This window comes from Neorhizobium puerariae (genome assembly GCF_042429745.1).
Taxonomy (GTDB): Bacteria; Pseudomonadota; Alphaproteobacteria; order Rhizobiales; family Rhizobiaceae; genus Neorhizobium; species Neorhizobium puerariae.
In genome coordinates this window covers 46,928-63,791 of record NZ_JBHMAA010000029.1, presented here as the reverse complement: position 1 = coordinate 63,791, position 16,864 = coordinate 46,928, and the positions used below count along the sequence as shown (strand labels likewise).

General features: G+C 64.4%; 12 protein-coding genes. 3 read left to right on the top strand and 9 right to left on the bottom strand.

Features of this window, described 5'->3' with window-relative positions:
• Positions 1 to 38: 38 nt before the first annotated feature.
• The 5 genes from ACFFP0_RS23770 to ACFFP0_RS23750 form a co-directional block, all read right to left on the bottom strand.
• Positions 39 to 1,835, bottom strand: coding sequence for a hypothetical protein (locus tag ACFFP0_RS23770; RefSeq protein WP_377264697.1), 1,797 nt, complete (start codon positions 1,833 to 1,835; stop codon positions 39 to 41).
• 176 nt (positions 1,836 to 2,011) lie between these two features.
• Complete coding sequence (locus ACFFP0_RS23765) at positions 2,012 to 3,484, bottom strand: VirE2 family protein (RefSeq protein ID WP_377264696.1); 1,473 nt, start codon at positions 3,482 to 3,484, stop codon at positions 2,012 to 2,014.
• Positions 3,485 to 3,512: 28 nt separating this feature from the next.
• Entirely contained in the window at positions 3,513 to 3,722 is a 210-nt protein-coding gene (locus tag ACFFP0_RS23760) for a hypothetical protein (protein ID WP_377264695.1), read from the bottom strand.
• Between the two features lie 31 nt (positions 3,723 to 3,753).
• Entirely contained in the window at positions 3,754 to 5,550 is a 1,797-nt protein-coding gene (locus ACFFP0_RS23755) for a relaxase/mobilization nuclease domain-containing protein (RefSeq protein WP_377264694.1), read from the bottom strand.
• A gap of 32 nt (positions 5,551 to 5,582) precedes the next feature.
• Complete coding sequence (locus ACFFP0_RS23750; protein WP_377264693.1) at positions 5,583 to 6,044, bottom strand: DNA mobilization endonuclease VirD1/MobC family subunit; 462 nt, start codon at positions 6,042 to 6,044, stop codon at positions 5,583 to 5,585.
• Positions 6,045 to 6,567: 523 nt separating this feature from the next.
• Here ACFFP0_RS23750 and ACFFP0_RS23745 point away from each other — a divergent pair.
• The gene (locus ACFFP0_RS23745; RefSeq protein WP_377264692.1) at positions 6,568 to 7,263 is read left to right on the top strand and encodes a conjugal transfer ATPase VirC1; all 696 of its coding nucleotides are present in this window, start codon (positions 6,568 to 6,570) and stop codon (positions 7,261 to 7,263) included.
• Position 7,264: 1 nt separating this feature from the next.
• Positions 7,265 to 7,936 carry a VirC2 family conjugal transfer protein gene (locus ACFFP0_RS23740; protein ID WP_377264691.1) on the top strand — a complete coding sequence of 224 codons (672 nt, stop codon included), beginning with the start codon at positions 7,265 to 7,267 and terminating at the stop codon, positions 7,934 to 7,936.
• Between the two features lie 29 nt (positions 7,937 to 7,965).
• Here ACFFP0_RS23740 and ACFFP0_RS23735 read toward each other — a convergent pair whose 3' ends face one another.
• The 4 genes from ACFFP0_RS23735 to ACFFP0_RS23720 form a co-directional block, all read right to left on the bottom strand.
• Positions 7,966 to 8,928, bottom strand: a complete 963-nt coding sequence (locus tag ACFFP0_RS23735) for a LysR family transcriptional regulator (protein WP_377264690.1) — start codon at positions 8,926 to 8,928, stop codon at positions 7,966 to 7,968.
• Between the two features lie 5 nt (positions 8,929 to 8,933).
• Positions 8,934 to 9,938 carry a LysR family transcriptional regulator gene (locus ACFFP0_RS23730; RefSeq protein ID WP_377264689.1) on the bottom strand — a complete coding sequence of 335 codons (1,005 nt, stop codon included), beginning with the start codon at positions 9,936 to 9,938 and terminating at the stop codon, positions 8,934 to 8,936.
• Between the two features lie 272 nt (positions 9,939 to 10,210).
• Positions 10,211 to 12,163, bottom strand: coding sequence for an FAD-binding oxidoreductase (locus ACFFP0_RS23725; RefSeq protein ID WP_377264688.1), 1,953 nt, complete (start codon positions 12,161 to 12,163; stop codon positions 10,211 to 10,213).
• 56 nt (positions 12,164 to 12,219) lie between these two features.
• Positions 12,220 to 15,402, bottom strand: a complete 3,183-nt coding sequence (locus tag ACFFP0_RS23720; RefSeq protein ID WP_377264687.1) for an FHA domain-containing protein — start codon at positions 15,400 to 15,402, stop codon at positions 12,220 to 12,222.
• Between the two features lie 327 nt (positions 15,403 to 15,729).
• Between ACFFP0_RS23720 and ACFFP0_RS23715 the strand changes: the two genes are divergently transcribed.
• Complete coding sequence (locus tag ACFFP0_RS23715) at positions 15,730 to 16,812, top strand: cytochrome-c peroxidase (RefSeq protein WP_377264686.1); 1,083 nt, start codon at positions 15,730 to 15,732, stop codon at positions 16,810 to 16,812.
• The last annotated feature ends 52 nt before the right edge of the window (positions 16,813 to 16,864 follow it).

The following is a 16,864-nucleotide window of genomic DNA, read 5'->3' as shown; positions in this document are numbered from 1 at the left end:
GTTTCCTTGCTTTCCGGTCCCGGTGTTCCTGTTTTGTGTCAGATACTGACTGGCGATCCGCGATCGCGATCGCCGCGATCACCGTTCTTGAGTTCACTGCGCGCCGTGGAAGCGGCAGACCTCTCGGCGGCCGTCGGGGGCGCTCCCAGGGCGGACGCAAGCTCGGAGATCTGCTTTGCGCTGAGCGTCGGCGCACTCGTCCGAAGGGCGGGCTGCCGGGCGGGCTTGCTCGGATCGGGCGCGCCAAGCAGCGCCTGCGGATTGGCAAGCCCCTCCGGCTTCCGTGGCGGAGGAGGTTGCGTCTCCCGGGTCTCCGGCGTCCGTCCCCCGTCGTTCCTCGCCTCGACGCGGGAGACGGCCGGCGGCGCGGTAAGAATGGCGCTCATTTCAGCCTGGTCTTTCTGGCTCAGGAGCGGCGCGGTCCGTCCGCCATCCCCTGCCGTTTTGCCGGACACGGGCAATGACGACGTGCCCAGAAGGGCCTGCGCATCCGGCGGTGCCTTGGTGCTGCTGAAGGATGCCGAGCGGGAGGGCGCCCTGGACGTATCCGGCGTGGTCGTGGTCGTGCCATTCCCGCTGGAAAGGGAAGACGACCTGCTGTCGCTCGACACCGTCGACGCCGTTTCGATGTCGCTCAGGCTTTCCGGCCTTGCCGGCCTTGGCTCAGGCTCCCTGACGGGCGCGGGCGGCGGGTCCCTGGCCGCGTCCGTGACGGACGTGCTCGCGGGGACATCCTTCTCGGTCGCTTCGATCTTCGGCTGTTCCTGCGGCGCATCCTTCGTCCATGCCTGACGGTGCTGCCGGGCTTCCTTGACCCGCGACGCCTGCGCCTCGCGCTCGGCATCGCTCAAACCCTCTCTTCTCGTGCGCAGCTTCAACCCCAATATCTTGCGGGAGACGATCTTGAAGTCTTCGCCCGCAAAGGTCGCCTCGCTCTTGTAGAGCTTGCCGACGGTATGCTTGGCCGTCGCCATCTCGCCGGATTCCTTGTCGTAGGTTGCCGAACGCTTGTTGAGAAGCCGGCGGTGCGCGGTCACATCACGGCCGATTTCCTTGCCGTTCTCATCCAGCCTGGTTTTATAGGACTTGGAGAAAAGACCGTTCGCCTTCTCGATTTCGATTTTGGTGCTCTTGCCGTCGGGCGCCTTGCGCACACGCATCGAAGAGGTCCGCGTCGTCCGCTCGACAAGCTTCAGCTTTCCGGCCTCGTCGCGCTCGAACACCTTCTTCTTGGACCCTTTCGTGCGGGTCAGAAGTCGATAGGTCTTTCCGTCCTCCCGCTTGGCGGGTCCGGTCATCTCCTCCTTGACGGCCCTCAGATGTCCATCGCGCAGCCGGTTGGAATAATAGGCCGTGCGCATGAGATTGCCGGCTTCATCGCGCTCCCACTTTTCCCTGTAGCGGCCGTTCTTCCGCTCCTCGAACTTGCTGGTGAGCATGCCGTTGCGGTCGTAATCGGCGGTTTCCCGCTTCCGTCCGTTCTCCTTTTCGCGCCGCGCGACATAGGCCTCGCCGGTCTCCTCGTCGAGGCGCGTCACCTTTCTGATCTTGGTCCGATATCCGCGCTCGCGCGTGATTTCGCCCTCGCCGGTGACCGAAAGGGTCTTGTTGCCGATCAGCTTGTAGTCGATCTCGCCGCGAAACCCCGGCTTGAGCTCTTTGAGAAGCTCCAGGTCGTCGGTATACCGCTCCTTCTTCTCCACGGTCTGATAGCGTGCGATCTGATCCTCGGCGGCGTATTCGGTCAGCGCTTCCTTTCGCTTGAGCGCCTCCTCACGCTTCTGCGCCCTCGCATCGTCCCGCGAGGTGAACTCCTTCTTGTCGATGCTCACCATGATATTGGACCTTTCATGACTGACACAGCCTGGCACAGGGAGACGGGCACCGGCGGCAATGACGCCAGCGCCGGGATCACCACGATCAGGCCGAAAGCCGGAAGCGATTTCCGGAAGGCACGATGCGTGGAATCAGCGGGTTGGAAGCGCCTATGTCCATTCGGACGCACGGCGCTCTAGCGGACCATTTCCGTGCTTCTCGCGCGCGTGTCATAAACCGGCGGCAGGACCTTTTCAGGCTTCACGAAATTTTTCGAGTATTGGTCCGCCGGCATCCCGAGGTCGGCGGCGGCCTTGTCCGGCAGTCTTTTTCCGAGCCGCTGATATTCCGCCATCGACGTATAGGTGCCCTTCGATTGCCCGTCGTCGTTACGATCGGCGATAAGGACCTGCGTCGACGAAAGAGTGCCCCTTTCCTCGGGGGAGAGGTCGCGCGCATCCTTGAGCTGCGGCCCAACCTGCACAAGCGCCGCCGAATTCCGTTCGAAACCTTCGAACTTGAGGGTCTTGGACTGCCGCTGTTCTCCCATGGATTCGGGAAGGCCGACCTCCTTCATGATGTTCTTGAAGTGCGTGGAATCGGCGTAGCTCATCCGGCCGGGCGTCTGGTAGCCCTTGCCGTTCCGGGTCTGCAACTGGACACGGTCCCAGAGCTCGCCCTTTTCCAGGGCATTGACCCACTTCGCCGCGTTCTCCTTCAGCTTCGGATCGACCGCGGAGGCCGGGTCCGGATTGGCCAGATACTTCAGCGCTTCGATACTGACATGGCGATCGCGCGTATATCCCCCGTTTCCATCGGGACGACGGCCGATATTGACGGTCGCTTTGGGCAGATCGAGATCGTGAGGCGCCCTTTCTCCGACAAAAGAGCGAAACCGCCTGTCCGCGCCTCCCTTTTCCCACATGTTCAGATAATTGGCGTCATGCATGATGCCGGAAGAGGACTTGAGCTTGATTTCCGCATTCTCGCCGTATGTCTTGTGCACCGCGGCCTGGAAATCGTCGAAGCCCTTGCCGACCATGTTGTCATTGGCGTGCCGTGTCAGGAAGTGGACCTCGCCCTTGCCGGTCTTGATCATGATGTCGGGCAGCAGCGTTCCGGCCTGAAGCGGGTACTTGTATCTTTTCTCGACCCTCCTGTCGCCGTATTCGGTCTTGAGGATCTGGTCCTCGGGCTTGAGGCGACCGTCCTTGGTCTTGAACTTGTCGTCCTTCTCGAAGAAGATCTTGTCGGTGGTGATGCCGCGTTTCTGGTTTTCCCGCCGCCAGATGTCGAGCCTGTACGCAAAGCTCCGTTGACCGAACTCCTTCTTGGGAAGGTCGCCCCATTCCGCCTTCTTTTCATCCGGTATCGGGATTCGTTCGAACGCGACCGGCGAGGGATAGTAGTTGCCCGCCCCGTCCCGATGAAGGCAGCAGGCCTCTTCAAACTCCTTCGTCGTCAACTGACGATCGAGGTTGCCATTGGTCTTCCCGGTCCATTGGCCGTCTTTCCGGTTGGCAACGATGTAGGCGTCGGAACTTCTCGTGCTGCCCGGAAGATGTTCCAGGTCCGGAAGATCGGGGAGACTCTTGATGTCGTGGGACGTGGATTCCAGCTTTACCTTCTTTGCGGTGCCCGCATCGGAGGACGACTGAACTCCGTGCATCCGATAATCACCATCCGAACCTTCTTCTTTAATCCCCATTGGGGAACTCCTTTCCTGGCAAATCATCCCCCGCGGGCGGTTCGCCGCCGGCAATGAGATCTTCGAATTCGATCATCTGCCTGTCGGCGAGGCTGAGGGCCGACGGGCCGTCATGTTCGAAATAAAGCGCCGCTTCCCTTTCGAGCGTCTCCGCCGCTTTTCCGGCGCTGTTCCTGCGATCGAGCTTTACGATTGGCACCCGAACCTCCTTTCAAAGTTGGACATCGTGTTTAACGTTCGCGACCCCCGCGCTGCGGGCGATTGTCGCCACCATTGCGACGGCGATTTCGGCCGGCCGCCTGCCGCTCTCCGGCGTTTTGCGCGGGTTCCCGCGCCGGCCCGGCATCCTGCCGCGCTTCGGCGCGCGTGCGCTTGTTGCCGGCTGCCGGATCGTCCCCGCGCTTGCGTTTGCGGCCGGGATTGGCGCGCGCGGCCTGCGCATCCTGCTCGGCCTGCAGCCAGGCATCCCTCGCTTCCGTCGCCGCCTGCCGTTTCGAGCGCGTCACGGGACCATTTTCCAGGGAAGTCTCGGCGTCCTCCCACCGTCTCAGCGCCCCGGTGACATTTGCCTCCGAGGCTCCTATGCCGCGCGTCGCGACATTGGGCGGGCCGAACTGGGCGCGACGGCGCGGCCTGGCCCCGTTTCGCTCTGCGGGGGCGGGGCCTGCGGGGACGGGGGCGGCAGGGACAGCGGGGGCGTCGCCCTGCTCGACCTCCGCCGCGCCGCCCTGTACCTCCCCAGCCTCTGCCGCATCGTCTTCGATATCCTCGACCCCCGCAGGCGTTCGCCGACGGCTCGGCCCCGCCTGCGCGGCATCGTCACGCCGGGCCTGATGACGACGATGGGCCGCCATCTCCCGGGCACCGTCGGCGGTCCGCCGCAATGCCTCCTGGCGACCCCGATCTTCCCCGGCCGCGTCGTCTTCGCGCATTTCGTTCGCCCGGCCTGCCGGAGCCGGTCGGTCGCCCTGCCGTTCATGCCGGCCGGGCTGTTCATGCTGGCCGGAGCGGGCGCGTCCGGACCCGTCGGCCGCGTCGTTCATGGGCGTGTCGCCATCACCGGCGGCCTCGCCGCCGGGGGCGAACGGATCAACCTCCTCATGCCCGTGGACCATCGCCGCGTCCTCGTGATCGTATCCGGCGGGCGCTGGCGAGCCGTCGCCGGCCGGGCCCACGGGGCGATAAAGGTTATCGAGCGGCCCGAGCTCCGGCAATTCCGGCCATTCCGGCGCCGGCGTGTGACCGCGATCCAGTTCGGCGGGCTCCCCGACGGCATTGCCGTCCTCGTCGATCTCGTTTTCGACGCGGATGAAGTCGTCACCGCCGGAGCCGGCTTCCTGACGCCAGCGCGCGTGGGAATCTTCCATCATGCGGCGGTATTCGATGTCGTTCATCTGCGCGGGCAGGAGGCCCCGCTCCGCCCGCGTCGTCGCCTCCAGGTCCATGCCTTCCTCGATGGCGGCCTCCACCAGTTCGTGGCGAAGGTCGGAGAAGGTGAACTGGTCCGGGACGTCGGGGTCCGAGCGCTCCCCCATGCGATTGGCGATCTTGAGCCATCCGCCTTCGCTCGAACGCCTGTTGACGACCAGGTGCATATGCGGATGATCCCGGTCGGTATGCGGGGCGACGAAATAGGGAAAGCGGTGAATTTCCTCGGCATCCGCGGGAAAATTGCTGCGACGACGCGGATCGTCGAACATGCGCGCCGCAAAGTTGCGTGCGACGCTTTTCGCCAGATTCGCGTCGGTCCCGGGAGGAAAACTCACGACGATATGCGTGGTCAGCGCCGGAGAACTGTTGTCGACACGCTGGCCGGGCTCGTATTTGTCCGTCCGCAATGCCCATTCCTCCGCCTTCGCCCTGAAATCGCGGGGCAGCAGCGTCGCTTCCGGCCCGCCGTCGCCATCCGGATATTCCAACGCGACGGTTCCGCCCTGCGACAGGTAGTCGAACTGTCGCCTGGTCGCGGCCGGAGAGCGGGTGCCTCCGTTTCGAACCATCTTCACGACTGCCTGGGGGGCCGACATTCTAGGTCCTTCCGGCGCGGAGGGCCGCTCCGCTACTGTTGAGTGGCATCGAGCAACATGGCGCGACCGTCGCGCCTGCGCTTCGAGACGTTGAGGACGCGCTGAAGCAGGGAATCGAGCGTGGAAAACTCCTTGCCGAAGGCAATGCGCTGTTCGGTCAGGACCTTCATGTTCAAGGTTCCGTCCTCCTGGGCTATCCTGCGCAGCGCGGCCAGGCTTGCCGCGATCTGGCCGATGTTGCGCGATACTTCCTGAAGGGTATGGCGCGTGTCCCTGTCGACCTCCAGAAATCCCGCAATGCGCCGCGCGGCAATCCGCAAGGCCATGTTGTTGGTCAGGCCGGCCGCGCTGGCATGCTCGGCAAAGCTCAGATACTCTGCCTCGCGCAACCGGACGCTGACGATCTTGTAGCCGTCCGGGTCCGCGACCCGGCCCTGATCAACGGACTCGCGGAGATCCATGTCAGACCACAGACCCGCCTCTCGGTTCGCCATCGCAACATCCTCAAATTTTCCAGAATAATATCTACATGATCCAATACAAAAATATCAGTATAGATAATATCCTCCGCAGGACATCCGTCAACAACGGCGCAACATAACATCGTTACATCTGTAACAGTGGGAGTATTTTCGAATTCAGACAGGAATAATACAGGATATACGGATTTTATGCTTACTTATTTACATTCGTACAATTGAACAACATTCAGGACAACCGGACTGCAGGATTTCCGGCACATCGGACAGAAGCGTAACGGCGCCGGTCGCGGATGAGGGAGACAGGTGCGCCCGTCCTTACCGTTGTCCGCCTGGCCCCAGCTCTTCGGGCCGGTATCCACATCCGGGCAATGATCCGGCTTCCCCTGTGGCAACGCACATCCCGCCATTGTTACATTCGAAATACATTTCCAAAATCTCCCGTCAAAACTTCTCTTGAATGAAAAAATCATCCTTATATGATCCGGAAATAACATATTTATTTATTTATTTTACTGACGAAATCGAGGTGATCTCCGTGAAACTCGTGACATTCTGCTCGTTCAAGGGCGGCGCCGGAAAGACGACAGCCCTGATGGGACTGTGCTCGGCGCTGGTCAAGGAAGGCCGGCGCGTCGCCCTCTTCGAAGCCGACGAGAATCGCCCCTTGAGCCGCTGGCAGGACAATGCCGTCAAGCGCGACGCCTGGGACCCCGGCTGCAGCATCTTCGTCGCCGACGAGCTGCCGCTGCTCGAAGCCGCCTATGCGGAAGCGGAGGAGGACGGTTTCGACTATGTCCTCGTCGATACGGAGGGCGGCTCCAGCGAGCTGAACAACACGATCATCGCGAGTTCGAACCTGCTCATCGTCCCGACGATGCTCACGCCGCTCGATGTCGACGAGGCGCTCGCGACCTATCGCTACATCATCGAGCTGCTGATGGGCGAGGATCTCGTCATCCCCACCGCCATCCTGCGCCAGCGCGTTCCGGTGGGCCGCCTCACCATCTCGCAGCGCTCGGTCTCGGACATGCTGCACGCCCTTCCCCTGACCGACAGCCCCCTGCACGAACGCGACGCCTTCGCCTCCATGAAGGACCGCGGCATGCTGCATCTCAACGTCGGCAAGGTCTCCGCCGATCCCGGCATGCGGCTGGCGCTTCGCAACCTGGAGACGGCCATGGAGGAACTGCTGTTGCTCGGAGATTTCGTGACGGAAACGCTGGAGGCCTGACATGGGTATCCGTAAGCCGTCGCTCACCGTCTCGGAAGCACGCCGGCTGGCCGAGACGCGGTCGGCAACCAGCAGGGCCGAGGCCGAGGCCATCGCACCGGATGGCAGCCAGGTTCGGCCGGCCGCCCAGAACCCGGCGCCCCAGCCCACCACGCCGCCGCCGGCGGCCAAACGCCTCGACGGGCCTGTCGAGCGCCGGGCGCCACCGCCGCGGAAGGAAACGGAGCCCGCGCCTGCTCCGCCTTCGGATTCCGGCGGCAGGGCGGGCGCGATCCCCTATCCGAGGGCGCTCATGCCCGTACAGGGGGACAAGGTGCAGGTCTTCATATCCGCGCCTCTTCCCGCCCCCGGCGTGTCCGCCATCTACGAGATCCTGTGCCGGCAATATCCGTCGCAGAAGGCCCTGCAGATGGTGCTCAGGCGTGCGCTTCACGATTACGAGGCGATGCTCGAAAACGGGTCCTTCCAGACATCTCCCGAAGCCTACGCTGTGGACCAGGCGGCAAGCCCGGAGGATTTCATCCAGACCTCGCGGATGATGCCGAAAGCACTGGTCGGCATCGCAAGGGCCCACTTCGATCCGCTGGGCCTCGAAAGCACCCGCAGCTTCGGCCGCAAGCTGGCGAATGCGGCGCTGGCGAGCTTTTTTGCCCGCGAAGCCGCCGGCCGATAGATCGCGGCGGGGGCCGACAGGCTCGGCGCTCAGGACGGCGGCCCTCCGGCCGGCCCGTCCTGCAGCACATGCGAGGCGATCATGCTGCGCACGCCCGCATGGATGCTGTTGCGGTGCCAGCGCTCATGCCAGATCAGCGAGGCATTGTAGGCCGGCGGCGCGGCTCCCTTGCCCGGCAGGAACGTCTCCAGCCGGTATCGCGATGCGAGATAGCGGGCGGAAGGCGCCGGCAGCACGAGGACGGCATCGGTGTCCTGCACGAGGCGGGCCGCGGTATGGATGTCCGGCACCGTCAGCGTTTCGCCGCCACGCGGGCGCAGGCTTTCCAGCCCGTCGTAGAATTCCCCGAAGCCGGGATTGTGGCCGACGCCGATGCGGATCGACAGGAAACGGTTGAGATCCGCATATGCGACCCGCCCCTTGAGGGCCGAGTGTCCCGGCCGGCTGAGGCACAGGGTCATGATGGGCGGAAGCGCGCGGCAATAGAAGCCCGGCGGGGCATCGTCGGCAAGCCCCAATGCCAGATCGACCTGCCCGTTCTCCAGCTGGCTGAGGACGTTGGAGAAGCTGACCGACGGCAGGAAAACGGTGGTTGGGGAAACCTCCCGGAAATAGCCGCTGAGCTGGCCGACCAGCAGAAGAGCGAGGTGATCCGGCATGGCCACGCAGAAACGCTCCAGCGGCGCCGGCCGGCTGCTGAAGATCGTGCCGATGTTTTCCAGGGCCGCTTCGACCTTCGGCGCCAGCTTCTCGGCAAGCGGCGTCAGCTCGAACAGCCTGTTGTGGCGGACGAGAAGCTCGTCATTGAAGATCTCGCGCAGGCGCGACAACGCGCGGCTCGTCGCGGGCTGGCTGAGCCGAACCTCGTTGCCGGCATGGGTGATGTTGCGGAATTTCAGAAGCGCATGCAGGACGAGCAGCAGGTTGAGATCGACGGCCCCCAGATCGAAGGCGTCATCGGATTCCTCCTGCAGGGCCAGGCTTACGGTCATGCGCGTCACCCATCCGCCGGCAGCAGGCGCACGGTGCGTATTGCCGCCTGATCCCGGGCGATCGCTTCGCGGGTCGCATTGCCGATCTCGGTGACGAGCCGGCCGCACTCCGCCTGCGGACGGTCACGGTGCCAGCAGAGCTCGATCTCATGGGCGGCAATCTCGATCGGCGGCACCAGCGCAGACAGGTGCAGGGTCTTGGTCAGCCAGCCGGCGATGGCGCGCGGCACGGTCAGCGCGAAACCGTTCTCCGCCGCCATGAGCGCCGCCGCGGTCACGTCGGGGATGTCGATCAGGCGCGAGCGGCTGACGCCTGCCGTCAACAGCGAGTGCGCAACCTGCGCAAACAGCTCCTTGCCGTTCTCCACCAGGTTGACATGCGAAAGCTCCATGAAGGTTTCCCTGCACGGCCGTATGCCGCCAAGCCGATGCGTGTCGAACGAGACCAGGGTCACGAAGTCTTCGCGAACCAGCACTTCGCGTTCTATGTCGCTTTCCCGCAGATCGTCCTGGCTGGCCGAGCCGAGGATGAACTGCGCCGTCTTGGTGCGAAGCGCGGCCACCCCGTCCTCGGGGAACTTGTGCATGTTGATCTTGAGCGGATCGTTCTCGCGCGACGTCCACTGGATGAAATGGGGAAGCAGCGCGGGCATCAGCGTGGCGCCGATGCTGATGCGGACGCTGGAGGCGGACTGGCGCGAGGACAGGACGTCACGAACATGCGACATCGCCGTCGGAACGATCGTCGCCAGATGCTCGCCGCGCGCGGTGAGCTTCATCCCGTTCGCCCCCCGGACCAGAAGGTCGTCCCCGAGGAGATCGCGCAGACGCGCGAGAGCCCGGCTCACGGTCGGCTGGGCCTGTCCCAGACGCCGCGCCGCATGGGTGACGTTGCGATAGTGAAGCAGCATTTCGAGAGCCACCAGCAGATTGAGGTCGATGCCGGCAAGCTTCTTGTCCAGGGCGCCGTCGGAGACGGTCGCCCCGCTGGAATTTTCGCAGCGATCCATAGGTCCTGAGCCTAACCGCCGCCCCGGGAAACGAATTCTCGGCCGTATCGCGTCATCGACCTTGCATGCGGGCCGCGGCGGGCAGGTTTGTTCATGTCAAGCTCCACACGGAGTAAATTATGACTTCACAAGCTGGGTCACGAAACGCAGCATTCGTCTCGAATCTGGTTTTCCCGCACAGGCCGGGCACCCGCCCCGCCACGTCCGGAAGATAAGTTCTTCTTAAATAACAAAGCGATGCTGCATTTTGCCCGATGTCTTGTCAAGCAAACTCAAACTACAATAGTAACATTCCCGGAGCCCGCCGGCCGGGCAACGCAGGTGAGGATGTAGCCCGCGCCGACCTCGTCCGCCGAAAGGCAATGCCCCGGCTCCATGCGCACCTCGCCCGACACGGCGCGCATCTTGCAGGAGCCGCAATTGCCGGAGCGGCACGAATGCTCAAGCTGGATGCCCGCCTCGTCCGCGGCATCGAGGATCGTCTGGTCCGGCCGGACGGCAAAACGTTCGCCGCTGCTTTCGATGGTGACCTGCGGTTTCCCGGCGGCGGCAGGCGCCGGCGGCGCGGCGGACGGAGGGGTTGCCCGGGCCGCTGTTTCCGGCGCTGCGCCGGAGCCTGCCGGCGAGGCAGGCAATGCCGGTTTGCGGGCGGCGGCAGGCGCTGGCGGGGCTGCGGGCCGGGCCGGTGCAGGCAGGGAGCCGGCCGGCTGAGGCTTGCCGATGGCAGGCGGCGCCGGAACGGCTGGCGCGGTTGCCGGAGCGACGGCTGCGGCTCCGCCCTGGGACGGCGCCGCCTTGGCAGCGGCGGTTTCGGGCTTTGCCGCTCCGAAGGCTTCCTGATGATAAAGCTCTTCCGGCAATCCGAGAGAGATCAGGATCGATCTTGCGGCCGCCATGTAGCCCGCCGGCCCGCAGACGAAGGCTTCGCGCTCGGCAAGGTCCGCCACCTGGGACCGGATCAGCATCTCGTCGATCCGGCCCATCGAGCCGTGCCACGGGAAGCCTATCGCCGGCGCGGCGGGGACGATGACGAGACGCAGGCGGCTGCCGAACCGGGTGGCCAGATGCAGCAGTTCCTGATGGAAGATGATGTCGGCCGGCGTCGACACGTTGTAGATGAAAACCACGTCGACGTCGCGCGCCATGTCCGCGAGCCAGCGCAGCATGGACATCAGCGGGGTGACGCCGCTGCCCGCGGCAAGGAAAAGCAGTTTGCGAACCGAATGATCGAGGCAGGTGAACTTGCCGAACGGACCGTTGGCCATGCATTCGACGCCAGGCGCCATGTTGTCGAAAAGCCAGTTGGACATCCAGCCCATCGGCACCTTCTTCACGGTGATCGACAGGAGATAGGGTCGGGACGGCGAAGAGGAAATCGTGTAGGTGCGGCGAAGGACGCTGCCCTGGACCGGCACCTCGATGGTGATCGCCTGGCCCGGGCGATAGTGAAACAGCGTGCCCGGCTCGCCGACAAAACTGTAGGTCTTGGTGTCGTGCGTCTCGGCCGCCACGGACACGCAATAGAGCCTGGTGCGCCCCGACCACACCGTGCATTCGTCCGGCCTCGGATGGGGATTTGCGGCAGGCGCGACCGGCCCGGGCTGGTCCCCGGATTCCGGCATCTGCGCCGGAACCGCCGGGGATGCCGGTTGGGGCGACGATGTCCTCGCTTCCGCAACCGGCAGTTCCGCCGTCGCGGCGGGAGGCGGCGATACGAGCCGGGGCGGGAACGGCTGCGGCATCCGCGCGGAATCGGCAGCCGGGGCGGGAAGAGCCGGCAGGCCGCCGCCCAGCAGGATCGCGGCCAGTTCCTTCTTGGCCTGCACCCGTGCGGGATTGTCCTTCTGCCCAAGCTTGCCCCCGAAGGAACCGCGGTCGAGAAGAACCAGGAAACGGCCGAGCGCGACTTTCAATGCCTTGGCGCGCTCTTCGCCGACATATCGCCGAATCCGCTCCATCACCTCGGCGATCGCCTGAACGTCGGCCGAGAACACGCCGTCCTCGTAATTCGCCCAGAAGGTGGAATACCGGTCCTTGAGCTCCTGTAGCCCTGCCCTCAGGTCGTCGTTCTCCACCCACGCGGTATCGTTGAGCAGGACCTGAAAACGCCGGACTTCCTGGGCCGTTATGTTCCTGTCTATGTCGGCGACATAAACGAAGAGCGAAAAGGCTATGCGCGCGACCTCTGCGGACGTGTTTGGCAATACGGGGTTCATAATCGACATCTTCAATGATCTCTTAAATATGGTCGTAAAATCAAAAACCTGGCGGAACGGCCGCCTTACCGTCCCGGTTCTGCGGAAAAGCGCCGCATCTGCATCAACATCTCGGCCGACCGTCCCTCCCGGGAACCGGAACGGGTCGCCACGGCGCGGACTTCCGGCGTGGAATGCAACTCCACGATCACCGCGAAATCACTGGTGATCTCCGCGAACACCCGGGCGCCGGAGCCGAAGAGGTCCGGCCCGATGAGGTCGCCAGACCCGAATGCGACATCGGGGACGAAATTCATGGCCGCCGGGTCGAACAGCCGGACTTCGCCCTGATGGATCAGGAAATGGTCGCCGCCGACGTCCTCCATCTGCCCTCCCCGCACGTAGCGCAGCACGCGGGATTCGATGGCGATCTGCGCGAGGCTGTTCAGCGAAAGGCAGGCAAGCCGGTCGTTCTGGGCGATCATCCCAAGGCGCAGGATCGGGTGAATCGGGATCGGCGCTCCATCTTCGCCGGCGCCAATCCAGTCGACCATGATTTCCGGGGCGTTCCCCGACCGGTTGTCGAACGTCACGAGGCTCGCCTTGCGCAGAACCGCGGATTCGCCCTGCATGGGATGGCCGTCCACGAAAACCTTCCCGCCATCGAGCCGCAGGACCCGGATCTCGTCCTGATGCACGCTGATGGCGGCGTGATACGTCCATGCCGCGGGATCGGATATCACCACATCGTTGTCGGGCGCCCGGCCTATGGTCACGTAGTCCTGCCGGAAGGTCGAGACCGGCTGCATCTGCCCGTTGATCCGCGTGGTCAGCTTCAGGATCGGCCCCGACAGCCGCCGCTCGTCCGTCGCGCCCATGCCGGCCAGGTGCAGGACGGTCGCGGAAAGCAGCGGCTGGTCGTCGAGCGGCCGGTCGCTCAGCATGCGCTGCGCCGCATCTCTCGCGATCGAAGGATCGATGTAGCTGAAGATCATCAGCGCGATCGAGCGCAGGACCGGATCATCGAACAGCAGCAGTTCCGCAAGGTTCGCCTCGATGTCCAGGCTTCCGGCGATGGCCGCGCGCTGCGTGCGCATCTCGCCGGCGTCGGCAGCGCCACCGGCCCCGGCCGGCTGCCGGCCGCCGGCGACGATCGCCATGACCTGCGGCTCCAGGACATCGTGCCAGTGAAGCATGGGCGCGCCCGGCACGGCCTGCCTCAGGAGGAGATCGATGGCGTGGCCCGACATGCCGGCCAGTTCTTCGGCGTAGCGGAAAGCGTTCGGCCCGGGCTTCAGGTTGCGCAGGATCTGCAGCGCCTGCAGGCGCAGGGCCTGTTCGTGGGTATCGAGTGCGTCGAGCAGCAGGTGCAGGAGCGCCGTGCCGATCGGATCGGAGATTTCCGCCGCCTCCAGGCAAAGCCGGACCGAGCGGCGGCGCAGGAGCGCGTCGAGAATTTCCTCCATCCGGGCGCCGACGACGCCCGTTTCGGAGACGACCTCGTCGATGATGGCCTGATGTTCCCCCTCGGAAATCTGCAGGCTGTGGCGCACCACGTCGATCGTCAGCCTGAAGCTTTCCTCCGTCAGCAGGTTCTGGATCGCCGCGCCCTCGTTCAGGCGGCTGACGACGATGTCGCCGACGATGCCGCGATAGTGATGGAGCGAGGCCATCTTCTCCTCGGCGGTGATCGTGGCCACGTCGGCTCCGGCGATGTCGGAGAGCCCGAGCTCCTCCAGCAGCGCATTGTGCTCTTCTTCCGATATCTCCATCTGGGCGCGGAACTCGCCCAGCAGCCTGATCGCCGAGCTGTTGGCCGTCGTCCCCTTGCTGACGGCTTCGTCCAGGATCTTCCGGTAGGCGTTGAGCTTCTGCTGCTTGGAATAACCGGGCAAGGCCTTGTTCAGGAGATAGAGCTCGCTGGCCTTCAACTGATCGAGGTTGCGCCCGTCGAGGAACTTGCTGACATTGACCTTCATCTTTTTCAGCTCGGCGAGCAGGCCCGACGCCATGCTCTCCTGCTGGTAGCGGAAGGGGGTCTGCTGGAGGGTGCGACGCAGCCAGATCGTGCTCAGCGCCACGATGGCGATGTCGATCAGGCGGCCGCCGAGCGGGGTGAGCAGCAGAATGTTGGGGCGCCCGCCGAAAAGATAGAAACAGTTGAAGGACAACCACGCGGCGACGGAAAGGCAATGGTGGACGACCACTTTCTCCATCATCGGCTCGTTGCCCACGCGCCAGCGGCGATAGAGGCTTTCAAGCCCCCGGCCGAGGCCGAGCGACAGGGCGCAGGCGAGAGCGAGCGTCAGCGGCGCGGCAACCAGCTTCGGGACAGGCACCGTCTGGCCGAAGAGGAAAAGGCCCGGCCCGAGCAGCTTGTCGCGGATGCCTTCCTCATGCGTCCAGATGCCGGAGAAATAATAGTCCCAGTTGCCGGAATACAGGTAATAATACCCGTAGAATCCGACGATCAGGCCGAAGAACATGTAATAGACGTTGCGGCGCTGCGGATCGAGGATGCCGTTCCAGTAGGAACGCTGCAGGTCGATGTCGCCGCAATTGGCAAGGCAGCTCACGCAGGCGCTCACGTCGCCCTTGGGGCTCGGCTTGCGGCACATCGACTGCGGCAGCTTCGGGCGGGAGAAATGAGGCGCGCTCTCCAGGATGCCGCCCGGCTCGGTATAGATCTTCTGGACGATGTTCGCCGGGCAGAAATAGTTGCACCAGGTCTTGCCGCCCCACAGCAGGCCGGTGAGCATCGCCATGCCGATGACCGACAGGAGGGCGATGCCCATGGCCGTGCGGTCGGTATTGATGATGAGCAGCCGCGCCACGATGCCCGAAAAAAGCAGGCCGAACTGCACATACCAGTTGTTGCGCGCCAGCCAGCTCTGGCGATCGATCAGCGGCAGGGACCTGCGGATGATGCCGGTGCGGCGTTCGAGCACGTTGCGATAGCGACGCAGGCCGGCCATGCCGGGTATCTGCGAGGCAAGCGACAGGGGGCACAGGCGCCGCCAGGCCTCATGGCCGAAGACCATGAGGAACAGCGGCAGGATGGGGACCGCCATGGTCCAGAAGATGCGCGCCCCCAGCGCATAGGGATCGACGGTGAGCTGCCTGCCCTGCACGGTCACGACATCGTCGGTGATGCTGAACGGGCTGGCGTGGTTGCCGGGTTCGGTCAGGCTGGCCGTGTATGGGTCCCAGAAGAGCGAGGCGATCAGAACAAGCCATGCGGTGAGCAGCAGGCCCCGCGCACTCAGCATCTTCCGCTCCGACACCCTTGAAAGCATCAACCACCCCTGAAAATCGTAGGATCTCATGCATCGATGGCGGCACCTCTTCCCGTGCCCGCCATTCGCTTCGATGCGCCGGACTTCAGCGCGCTCCACCGACAGCTTACGGAAGAACGCGACCTCGCAAACGGCCGGAGGGCACATGGCGGTATAGCTATTATGCATGCTGGTCGATCGGCCCACCTCGGGCATAAGTCTGCGAGCGAATGCGGCCGCGGCCCGCCAGCGCCGAACCGCCGGCAGACGGAGCGCCGCAAGATGGGGCGCCGGAAGATGGAGCAAGGAGAACAGCCTGCGATGACCAGCGACCCTTCAGGCCCGCATCCCGCCATCCCGACGGCATCGGACGCTGCGGCCCGGAAGAAAGGCATCCCCATGACGGCAATGCTCGCGGCCCTGTCGGCTGCGACATTCCTGTGCGGGGCCGCCGGCCTGACGATAGCGACGGCGCAGGACGGTTCCCCCGCCACGCTGCCGGACCTTCCGGCTCCCAGGATACAGGAGCCCATCATCCCGCTGCCTCAATCGATCGAACTCGACGGGCGGAAGGTGCTGCTTGGCCGGCGGCTGTTCACCGACAGCCGCCTGTCCTCCGGAAACGGGCTGTCCTGCGCAAGCTGTCATCAGCCCGCGCTCGGCATGGCGGACGGGAAACCGGTCTCCAGCGGGCTTCCCCACTACGAGGGTGTCGTCAACACGCTGACCGTTCTGAATGTCGGCTTCAACACCAAGTTCTCCTGGAGCGGCCAGACCTTGTCGCTGGAAGAGCAGGCCGACAAGGTCATTGAAAACAAGCGGACAATGGGCGGGCGATGGGAAACTGTCCTTTCCGACCTGTCGGCCGACAGCGGCCTGACGACCGCATTCGGCCGGATCTATGCCGACGGCCTCACCCGCAAGAACGTCGTCGACGCGATCGCCGAATATGAAAAGTCGCTCGTCACGCCCAACGCGCCATTCGACCGCTTTCTGCGCGGCGAAACCGACGCGATCGGCGAGGACGCCAAGGCGGGCTATCGCATCTTCAAGGATTATGGCTGCATCTCCTGCCACCAGGGCGTCAATGTCGGCGGCAACATGCTGCAGGTCTTCGGCATTTTCGGCACGCCGACATCGGCGACGGACGGCGCGAACACCGCCGGCGCCGCGCAGGGCTCGGGCATTGCCGACGACAAACCGGTCTTTCGTGTGCCCTCGCTGCGAAACGTCGCCCAGACCGCTCCCTATTTCCACGACGGCTCCGCCCGGTCGCTTCGCGAGGCCATTTCCATGATGGCGCAGTACCAGCTCGGCCGGGAAATCTCCGACGGCGACGTCTCGAAGATCGAGAGCTTCCTGGACAGCCTGAGCGGCGATCCTCCCCTGCCCCCGGTCAACTAGTGCCGTTTCCCGCCACATGCTTCCGTTCCGACAGATCCGAGCCATGAAAAGA

What these genes read in the sequence shown, in the direction of transcription:
- ACFFP0_RS23770 (WP_377264697.1), bottom strand. Translation starts at nt 1,835, where the DNA reads ATGGTGAGCATCGACAAGAAGGAGTTCACCTCGCGGGACGATGCGAGG.
- ACFFP0_RS23765 (WP_377264696.1), bottom strand. Translation starts at nt 3,484, where the DNA reads ATGCACGGAGTTCAGTCGTCCTCCGATGCGGGCACCGCAAAGAAGGTA.
- ACFFP0_RS23755 (WP_377264694.1), bottom strand. Translation starts at nt 5,550, where the DNA reads ATGTCGGCCCCCCAGGCAGTCGTGAAGATGGTTCGAAACGGAGGCACC.
- ACFFP0_RS23750 (WP_377264693.1), bottom strand. Translation starts at nt 6,044, where the DNA reads ATGGCGAACCGAGAGGCGGGTCTGTGGTCTGACATGGATCTCCGCGAG.
- ACFFP0_RS23740 (WP_377264691.1), top strand. Translation starts at nt 7,265, where the DNA reads ATGGGTATCCGTAAGCCGTCGCTCACCGTCTCGGAAGCACGCCGGCTG.
- ACFFP0_RS23735 (WP_377264690.1), bottom strand. Translation starts at nt 8,928, where the DNA reads ATGACCGTAAGCCTGGCCCTGCAGGAGGAATCCGATGACGCCTTCGAT.
- ACFFP0_RS23730 (WP_377264689.1), bottom strand. Translation starts at nt 9,938, where the DNA reads ATGGATCGCTGCGAAAATTCCAGCGGGGCGACCGTCTCCGACGGCGCC.
- ACFFP0_RS23725 (WP_377264688.1), bottom strand. Translation starts at nt 12,163, where the DNA reads ATGTCGATTATGAACCCCGTATTGCCAAACACGTCCGCAGAGGTCGCG.
- ACFFP0_RS23720 (WP_377264687.1), bottom strand. Translation starts at nt 15,402, where the DNA reads ATGCTGAGTGCGCGGGGCCTGCTGCTCACCGCATGGCTTGTTCTGATC.
- ACFFP0_RS23715 (WP_377264686.1), top strand. Translation starts at nt 15,730, where the DNA reads ATGACCAGCGACCCTTCAGGCCCGCATCCCGCCATCCCGACGGCATCG.